The following is a 7328-nucleotide window of genomic DNA, read 5'->3' on the forward strand; positions in this document are numbered from 1 at the left end:
CCTTTAGTTCACCAGCTCCTACCCAACCTTTTCCTTCTACCCAAAATGGATGTGTTTCAGTTGCGTCTATTTTAATTCCGTCCACTTCCAAGTGTACTAAGGTACTTGTTTCTTTTACAAATACATTCTTTACTTCTTTGTATCCTTTTTCGCCAGTATCTGCATTTTGGGAATATACCTTATCACCTACTTTGATATTTTCTATAGGTTTATCTCACAATTCTGTCACTATCGCCGTTCCTGCTACAAAACATACTCAGCCTTCTAAAAGTGTTTTAGTTTTAGCTGCCCCTTTGGGGAAGAATGCATTCTATTATTTTTAGTTTTAGTACCTACCATTTTATCATTATAAAAAGCAATGAACCAGCCTACTTATTTTTCAGCTAGTTCATTTGGTCTTTTTCTCAATGTATTATTAATATTATTCAGTATACTTTATTTTGTATTATAAAGATTTTTATACACCCTTATATGAATCAATTTTATACATTCAGTATTACTATTATATTACAGTTAGATATTTATTATTTCTATATCTGTTTTTTCAGATATTGAATCATTTAAAGCCATTAGTATAACTTCTATTAAATCTCTACCATCACTCGTTACAAAATAATTAGATAAATCGGTAATTTCAGGACTTATCTTATCCCCCCACGGAGGTTGTTTTGAGATATCTTCAATATCCCAAATTACTTGTGATGGTTTAAAATTTTTAAATTCATTTTCAATATCTTTTATTTCCTCTATTGCCTTATTCGCATTCTTCCAACTTAATTTTCCTTGATATAGTTCATTCATTAAATAAGGGTATTTACTTCCCCATTTATTTGATTCTAAATTATAACTAATAGTAGAAAAGAATGCATGTAGAAAATCTGACGCACCTACTTGATACCATAAAAAATCCACTCTAAATCCAATAGCCATTTCATCACCTCTTAAATTGTATAGTTACGTTAGTATCTGATTTTTTAACAATACTATCTCTAATATTTCTCAAAATTTCATTAGAAACCTCTTGACCCCTAACATCAATTATCATAGTGTATATATTATTGTTCCGAATTGCATTAACTTTCAAGTGGAATTATCGAATCCAAGTCTTCCTAGCCTATCAGGTTACATATCTCTTCTATACTGGTTTTACTGGCTCCTAGAGATACTTATTCCAGTTATCCAGGAAATCCTGTATCATATACCTTTATCTGTTCAAGTATTAAAGATTTTATCCTGTATATATTATTTTTCTGAATAGCATTAACTTTCAAGTGGAACTAATGAACCTAGGTTTTCCTACCTTATCAGGATACATATATCTCCTATGCTCGTTTTACTGGCTTCTAAAGATTCAAGTGTTGATTAGCAAGGAAATCTTTTATCAGATGCTTATGCTTGAGGAACTGCTGAAAAGATTTTAACCACCTATCAATTTCTATTAAATCAGTATCTTTAGCCTTTATTCAACACTTTTAAATTTTAACACCACTCTTGTCCACAATCTTTAAAATCTCTGTTTTCTGATGTGTTATCGTCGCTTTTTAATATAGTTCTTTTAATGATGCATTTACAGCATATATTAACTGCTAAAAAATAATGAACCAGCTTACTTAAATTCAGCTGGTTCATTTCATCTTTTCACTGCATTATTACAATTATGCAGTGAATATTTACTTCCCCAACTGCCGACTAATAATTTATAGCAATAACTCTCATATATACAGATTATTACACTATTATTTTGCAGCTAGATTATCCATTTTTATGAATTGAGAATAATAGTTTTCTACTTTATTCCTAACAAGAATTTATCAACTACTTGAGAAAATCTTTCTGAATTATCCTTTTTTATCTCATTCATCAACTCTATCAAAATCATTTTTAAACTGTTATCACAGTTCTTAGCTACATCAATATAGCTTTCTAAGCTATTATCATCATTTAATATGCGTTTATTCATTATTATTACCCATCCTTTTGCATAAGAATATACATTAGGAATAGCATATAAAAATTCCTTTAATGATAATCTACTTTCAACTATATTGTCATATGATTCGATTGCATGGACTAGACTAAACATAACTTCATCATCTTTAGTATTATCGTCAAACCCTGTGCATAGATGCTTTATATGCTCATGATTTTCAAAGCTTAAAATATTATCAATTGCCTCTTCAAATTTTTCTATCTCTTCGTTAGTTCTTAGTAGCTTATTCTCCTGTAACTTTTTTACTTCATCAACTATATTCATATTTACCTCCTCTTAGTATATAAGCTTGGGAAATCAATTTTGTTTCGTTGAATAACATCTTGTAACCCTTGCCTTATTTCAGGTGTATATTTACCTTGTTCCATATATATTTTTCTCGCATTCATTATATCATGTGCTAATGCATCCCTAGGATTCAATCCATAGTATTCTGCTTTCTCTAAGTCAGTCATATTCCTTCCATAAGTATCTGTCAATCTATGACGTCCTCCAGTTGCTGGTTGCTCCATATTCATAGAAATACCATCGTTTTTGAGAACCCCTTGTTTCTTCATATACTCTGCTGATGGCATATGATGTGGTGTTAAATTGTCACCTCTTTTTCCTGCATCTATTAACTCCTTGTAAGTCCCTACTTTTCCTTCACCTTCTAATAGAGGGTTACCCACCCCCTTGGGGCTGAAACTGTAGTTACAAAAGTTAATGGTAGTAATAGTTTTTACTATTACTACCATTTTAACATTGATTTAATCTTTGTTCATCTGCTCACTACAGAATTGAAATTATGCAGCAAACTTAATGCTACCTATTAACCCAGGTTTATTTGATAATGATAGATTTTTATACCCTTGTCATCAATCCCTATTGTTTTACAGTCACTATTTCTCTAATTTTGCATTCAGAACTCACTACATTGAAGATAGCTTTTTAATAATTCATATCATATAAAAATAAATTATCAGCCTTAACTTTTACGAACGTCCCTACCTGAAGTGGATTCCCCTCTATATCAAGAGAAACAATACTTTCGCCTAGTCTAATTACAGTATATCCATCTCCTTCTGCAGATTCTAAAGAGCCTATCAGGTAGAATATATCATTTTCCATTCCAATGGTATCCTCTAATCTTTCAGAAGCAATAACATCCTTTTGCCAAACTAGGGTATCAGGAATTTCAAACTCTATATAATAGTCCTTATCAGTTTCTGGTAAACATCCTTTCCATGTGCCTTTTGCATTACCATACTCTGTTGCGAATATAACAGTATTCTTTGAACCTTCATCAATTACTTTGTTTACCTTGACTTTCACTAATTCCACACCTTTCTTCTATTTTATTCTTTGTAGTGTATTTGTAACTGTCATCGTGTCATTTACAGCATCATAAGTCCATGTTTCCATATGATAGTGGAATTTAGTAGTGCCCATACTATTCATTTCATGACTATCAAATCGGATGCTTTTAGTTCCATCTGCGGAAAAAATTCTATTAGGGTCAACTTGACCAGTTCTAGGATTAATATTCGTTGTATTTCCCCCTAAATAATTCTCCCAATTGCCTGTAACTTCGCTTGATTTAATAACATTTGGTGCTTTTACTTCTGGAGCATTTATTACTTTTGTATTGGCACTTGGTGTATTTATCTTTGTAGTGTTAACCCCCCCCTTTGTAACAGGTTTTAATCCTGCATCCTTAGGATTCTTAATCTGAATTTTAGGGTTACCCTCCACCTCAGTATTATTAGTGGTATTTTGTGGTAAAGGCTTGCTGGTTTGTGATATAGTGGCTAAGTAATTCGCTCCAATAGAAGCTCCGCCAGTTACCATTGCGAACATTAAATCATAGTCTTCATTGCTTATTCCTACGTTGCTTGCTAGCTCTCTTGTCGGATTCACCCCAAATAGTCCATCAGATATTTCTGACGCGCCCATTGCCGTTGCTGTAGTTCCAAGAGTTGCAGCACCTATTGCAACTATTCCCATTTCTAAGAATCCTGCTGCTAATGCTGGAAGTATAACCGGTGCTGCTATAGTTATAGCTGCTACTCCTGCTACAACTGCTGCTACTCCTGTTGCTACTTTTATTATATTATCACTATACTTATAAGCTTGGCTTGCTACATACTGATCTCCTTCACAGCCCTTCTTTATAGTATCCATTGCTAGTCTTACAACTTCATTTGGGTGACTCATAGTAGAAATTACTGGCTTTGCTAATTGTACAATCTTATTTGCTGTATTTTTTATATTTTCTTTAGCTGATGAAATCTTTTGTTCTGCCTCTGTGACAAAAGACTTCGCTTTTTCTTTTGTTGAGTTAACCCAGCTTTTAACATTGTCAGCTACATAGTTATAGGCTTTCTTAACATAACCCCAACCAGTAGATACAACATCTTCCACATAAGATACTGCTTTTGATACATAGTTTGATACAGTATCCACCGCATTGCTTACAAAATTCTTTGCAGATGATGCAGCCTTATCAAGCCATCCTGGCCAATGTCCACTTGGATCTGTATACATCATAGGATTATTTAATGCATAGGCATACCTGTTTAGGGTTAATGGCTGCATTACATCTCCTAGATAACTGTCTCTTGTTAAGAATCTTCCACTCTCTGGTTCATAGTATCTTGCTCTTAGGTATTCTAACCCACTAAGCCTATTATAATCTTCTCCATTATATCCGTAGAAGTTTTCATAATGGGTTCCATTACTTCCCCAGAACCCTCCGTGCTTTACTTCTCCATATGGGTCGTATCTGTATTTATCTCTTACTTGTCCTAAAGAATTCGTTGTATTAGCTACACTACCGCGTCCATCGTACAAGTAGAATAATGGATCAGTCTTAGCATCACTATTTGGCGATAGTTTATCTACTGATATTCTATCTAGACCATAAGTATAGGCATTAGTATAGTTTCCATTTGCATCTGATGTCATCAGTACTTCTGGATTTTCTAGTGATACATCATTGATATAATTTATTATCTCATAATTTTCTGGAGTGTCTAGAGGGCCTAGATAACTGTCTCTTGTTAAGAATCTTCCACTCTCTGGTTCATAGTATCTTGCTCTTAGGTATTCTAACCCACTAAGCCTATTATAATCTTCTCCATTATATCCGTAGAAGTTTTCATAATGGGTTCCATTACTTCCCCAGAACCCTCCGTGCTTTACTTCTCCATATGGGTCGTATCTGTATTTATCTCTTACTTGTCCTAAAGAATTCGTTGTATTAGCTACACTACCGCGTCCATCGTACAAGTAGAATAATGGATCAGTCTTAGCATCACTATTTGGCGATAGTTTATCTACTGATATTCTATCTAGACCATAAGTATAGGCATTAGTATAGTTTCCATTTGCATCTGATGTCATCAGTACTTCTGGATTTTCTAGTGATACATCATTGATATAATTTATTATCTCATAATTTTCTGGAGTGTCTAGAGGGTCTTGGTTTCCTGGATTCTTTGGATGCTCTGCTCTCTTATACCATCCTAAATGCTTTCCATTACTACCCTTGCCCTTCCCTTTTCCCTAAGTTAACTGCATCCTTTATACTTTCTCCAATTTATATGTTCTATCTATCAATTTCTTTTTATTTTTAGCGCTTTTCTATTTTTTATCTTAGATATGTTATTATTCTTAATTCCATTAATTTTTAAGTGGAATTATTGAACCTAGGATTTCCTTGCTTATCAACCTACACATATCTTCTATCCTCGTTTTACTGGCATCTAAAGTCACTAGACTTAATTACCTAGAAAGTCGTTTATCAGGCACTTATGTTTGTAAAAGTGCAAAAAACAATGAACCAGCCTACTTAAATTTCAGCTGATTCATTTCATCTTCTCACTACATTATTATTATGTGGTGAGGTTTCCCTACTCCCTTTATTAAACTGATACACGAAGTAATAAGTTCTTGTATTATTACTTATTACTTTGTAAGTATATCGTGAATCTATCTCTATGTTTTATATCCAGAAATAATTCTTAACATTTATCTTTTATGCCATTTATCTTCTCCCATTATCCTATCAATGATATGATGAGCATCCCATATAGCAGCTTTTTCTAGCCCTTCACATTCCTCTTGTGTTGAAGGAGTAATTTCACCTTTGTGATATATAGAGTAACTACCATTTATCTTGTCAATAATATACTGTTTTGGTGGCCAAGACTCTTCTTCATTATTAAATGGTCTGTTATCTATCACTGTCCATATTCCATCCTGTAACAGGTCTTTGTATACACCAACTACAAATTGATATTCTTCTATTTTGGGAATATCTTCAATACTGTTACCAGTATACTTATATATCGCTATTCCTGCATCTCTCATTACTCTACCAAATGCATACATTCCATTTGGCAATGGTATAGCATAAATATCCCCTAATTTCACTCTTTTCTTTTTTTTATTTACCATACTATTTAAATTCCTCCTCATCTGCCTTTATATAAATATCTTTTTTCTTGTTATTAGGTCCTATTCCATTTATAGCATTCCCTGATGTTCCACCTTCAGATTTTGCACCACCATTTGCTTCAATTAATTGTTGTTCTCTTCCTCTAATTGCATTTTTATTTGATGATGTTTTATCAATTTCTGCTGGACCAAATCCTTTATCATTCATATGGTGATTAGCATCTCTTTTCGCAATATTTTCCGCTGGAGTCCCCTTACCGCTAGTTCTTCCTGAATATACTTCACCGGTGGTTGTATTTGTTTTTGTATAAGTCTGATAAGTTTTAGGATCCGCCGTACACTTATTATGAACAAGTACTCCAATCTCTGATACAAAATAGGTGTGCCAATCTTCTACTTCAAAGTTATATACTTTTACTGGTTTATCTAGCTTTTCAATAGTTACCCCTCTAATTGCATTTTTATTTGATGATGTTTTATCAATTTCTGCTGGACCAAATCCTTTATCATTCATATGGTGATTAGCATCTCTTTTCGCAATATTTTCCGCTGGAGTCCCCTTACCGCTAGTTCTTCCTGAATATACTTCACCGGTGGTTGTATTTGTTTTTGTATAAGTCTGATAAGTTTTAGGATCCGCCGTACACTTATTATGAACAAGTACTCCAATCTCTGATACAAAATAGGTGTGCCAATCTTCTACTTCAAAGTTATATACTTTTACTGGTTTATCTAGCTTTTCAATAGTTACACTTTCTACTTTTGCTTTTTTCCCTGTTTCTAATGTAACCTTGTCTCCTACCTTTAGTTCACCAGCTCCTACCCAACCTTTTCCTTCTACCCAAAATGGATGTGTTTCAGTTGCGTCTATTTTAATTCCGTCCACTTCCAAGTGTAC

The 7328-nt window shown here is 33.4% G+C and carries 8 protein-coding genes; all 8 read right to left on the reverse strand.

The window, feature by feature from the left end; genetic code table 11:
• The coding region (locus C661_RS24530) for a polymorphic toxin-type HINT domain-containing protein (protein ID WP_369325306.1) at positions 1-205 on the reverse strand (205 nt) is incomplete at its 3' end.
• A gap of 308 nt (positions 206-513) precedes the next feature.
• Positions 514-930, reverse strand: coding sequence for an immunity 70 family protein (locus tag C661_RS0120610; protein ID WP_017417216.1), 417 nt, complete (start codon positions 928-930; stop codon positions 514-516).
• An 856-nt stretch (positions 931-1786) separates the two neighbouring features.
• Positions 1787-2254, reverse strand: a complete 468-nt coding sequence (locus C661_RS0120615) for an Imm30 family immunity protein (RefSeq protein WP_017417217.1) — start codon at positions 2252-2254, stop codon at positions 1787-1789.
• 2 nt (positions 2255-2256) lie between these two features.
• Positions 2257-2727, reverse strand: a complete 471-nt coding sequence (locus tag C661_RS22465; protein WP_017417218.1) for a hypothetical protein — start codon at positions 2725-2727, stop codon at positions 2257-2259.
• Between the two features lie 193 nt (positions 2728-2920).
• The gene (locus C661_RS0120625) at positions 2921-3304 is read right to left on the reverse strand and encodes a hypothetical protein (protein ID WP_017417219.1); all 384 of its coding nucleotides are present in this window, start codon (positions 3302-3304) and stop codon (positions 2921-2923) included.
• A gap of 18 nt (positions 3305-3322) precedes the next feature.
• Positions 3323-5374 (reverse strand): RHS repeat-associated core domain-containing protein, encoded by a 2052-nt coding sequence (locus tag C661_RS0120630; RefSeq protein WP_017417220.1) that lies wholly within the window; start codon positions 5372-5374, stop codon positions 3323-3325.
• Between the two features lie 627 nt (positions 5375-6001).
• On the reverse strand, positions 6002-6430 hold the full coding sequence (locus tag C661_RS0120635; RefSeq protein WP_017417221.1) for an Imm26 family immunity protein: 429 nt from the start codon (positions 6428-6430) through the stop codon (positions 6002-6004).
• A gap of 1 nt (position 6431) precedes the next feature.
• Positions 6432-7328: polymorphic toxin-type HINT domain-containing protein (locus C661_RS24365; RefSeq protein WP_242826019.1), on the reverse strand; the 897-nt coding region annotated here is incomplete at its 5' end.

This window comes from Clostridium tunisiense TJ (assembly GCF_000300195.1).
Lineage (GTDB): Bacteria > Bacillota > Clostridia > Clostridiales > Clostridiaceae > Clostridium_J > Clostridium_J tunisiense.

Excerpts from the sequence above, each read along its gene's own strand:
- C661_RS0120610 (WP_017417216.1), bottom strand. The coding sequence starts at position 930 with ATGGCTATTGGATTTAGAGTGGATTTTTTATGGTATCAAGTAGGTGCG.
- C661_RS0120615 (WP_017417217.1), bottom strand. The coding sequence starts at position 2,254 with ATGAATATAGTTGATGAAGTAAAAAAGTTACAGGAGAATAAGCTACTA.
- C661_RS22465 (WP_017417218.1), bottom strand. The coding sequence starts at position 2,727 with ATGGTAGTAATAGTAAAAACTATTACTACCATTAACTTTTGTAACTAC.
- C661_RS0120630 (WP_017417220.1), bottom strand. The coding sequence starts at position 5,374 with ATGACATCAGATGCAAATGGAAACTATACTAATGCCTATACTTATGGT.
- C661_RS0120635 (WP_017417221.1), bottom strand. The coding sequence starts at position 6,430 with ATGGTAAATAAAAAAAAGAAAAGAGTGAAATTAGGGGATATTTATGCT.